This is a genomic window from Bacillus mycoides (genome assembly GCF_001757995.1).
Taxonomy (GTDB): Bacteria; Bacillota; Bacilli; order Bacillales; family Bacillaceae_G; genus Bacillus_A; species Bacillus_A mycoides_B.
In genome coordinates this window covers 1-2,014 of sequence record NZ_LXLV01000118.1, presented here as the reverse complement: position 1 = coordinate 2,014, position 2,014 = coordinate 1, and the positions used below count along the sequence as shown (strand labels likewise).

The window sequence follows — 2,014 nt, the reverse complement described above, 5'->3', positions numbered from 1 at the left end:
GATTAATAGAATGTGTATATAAAAATAATTGGAAACAATTCGGTAGTAAAATTTTCTATTTGGAGGATATTGAACGCTTAAAAAATAATGAAGAGGTTAAAGGCCTTAGTACAAAAGAAGCAGCTGAAATTCTCAATGTAGCACCATCTACTATTTTTACATATATCAAATCTGGAAAATTACCTGCTTCAAGGATAGAAAAACGAGGAAAACAAGTATATGTCATTAGTAAAGAAGACCTAGATACTTTCCAGCTTGATTATGAAAAAACTACAACAAAAGAACGAAAAACATTTATTACTAAGATTCAAGATGAAGATATATATTTATATCAATTATTAACACATCAACATACCGGAAAAACAGCTAGGGTAATAGAGATCAATGGAGCAGATGGAAAGATTCTTACAGAGGATGAAGAAATTTTCCCAATATCCACTTATAAGGAGCATGATTATTCCTTTGAACCTTTCCATAAACAAGCTGTAATTACAAAACGAGGGTATTTATCATTTTCATTTAAAAAACCTCAACTATTTAATTCCATCACTTACAATCTAATAAACTTATTTTATAAAGAGCTCGGTGTCACAAATATGCGATTGACTATTACACCAGATACTATCAATTTAGAAATTAAACCTTTCGTTTTACAAGTAGATCCATTGCAATTTCAAGAGGAGATTAAATATTTACATTCTCATATGAAATCCGGTTCAATACTTCCACATCTAGAAGGAATTTATTTTAAAAGTAATGTAGAGCCATTAACTTTTCACGCAGATCATGAATTTAAACAAAAAGTAATTCAAATGGCCGCGGATGCTGGTATGAGACAGGAAGAATTCTTATTGCAAGCTGTAAAATCTTATATAACAAATTTAGAACAGCAATAAATTTGTTATTAATTTTAAGAAGCGTAGAAATTAAATCTTTCTACGCTTCTTAAATTGCTCAATTTAATATACGGTGACTATAAATTATTTACTTCTGGACGTATTGACAAAATCATAAGACATGAAATAAAAAACGTCCTTCACGATGTGACACATAGAGTACTAGGATATGAAGTTCCTATATTTGACTATATAATTGCAGAAAAAGTTTCATCATTCCATATTCCATAAATGATCCTGAAGTGATGGGTATGATTGAAGAAAGTAAAACGATGCTAAGAGAAAATGGTTTCTTCACTACGTTGAAGGAGCCTTTTGTTTTTCTGAATATTAATATTGTTTAGAATCCAAATATGTATTATTATAAATAATGGTAGATTAGTAAATTTTTGATACCGTTTCTTTTCAATTTGTAAAATATGATGCTTGGAGGCGTTGTAATGCGTAAAAAATGGAAAATCGGGCTAATGAGTACTCTTCTTGCCTGTACAACCTTTACATCTGTTGCATTTGCAGCAGAAAAACCAGTCGATCAACGCAAATGGGAGGAATGGTTAAACGGACATGCAAAAAAATTAAATGAACCAACTTCCCAAACAACAGAAGATTTATCATTTCTAAAAGAGGCCGTACAGGACAAGCGTATTGTTGTACTTGGCGAAAGTACGCATGGTGCGAAGGAAATGAATCAATCCAAAATACGTATGATTAAGTACTTACATGAGGAAATGGGATATGATGTGATTGCATTTGAATCAGGGCTTGCGGAAGCAGCAGCTGTTCAGCAAAATTTTGATTACTTAACCGCTACGGAAGCCATGGACCAATCTTTAGAGGGTGTATGGCAAACAGAGGAAGTTGAACAATTGTTTATCTATATGAAAGAACAAAAAGCAAAAGGAAAGCCACTCACATTAGCTGGTTTTGATATGAATTTGTTTTATAGATCTTCATTCCACTCGTATGCGAAAGACTGGTTGCAAAAATTAAGTCCTGAAGTGGCGAGTGAACTAGATGCAGCAGTAACAGAGTTAATCAAATTGGATAAGTATTACTATAATTTAGAAAGTGGCTATCCTTATGATCAATATAAAGTAGAAATACAGCCCGTAATCAAC

The 2,014-nt window shown here is 32.1% G+C and carries 2 protein-coding genes; both read left to right on the top strand.

Translation table 11 applies throughout. The features are described from left to right. Positions 1-896: helix-turn-helix domain-containing protein (locus BWGOE10_RS29090; RefSeq protein ID WP_070168370.1), on the top strand; the 896-nt coding region annotated here is incomplete at its 5' end. 440 nt (positions 897-1,336) lie between these two features. Then, positions 1,337-2,014: erythromycin esterase family protein (locus BWGOE10_RS29085; protein WP_145925687.1), on the top strand; the 678-nt coding region annotated here is incomplete at its 3' end.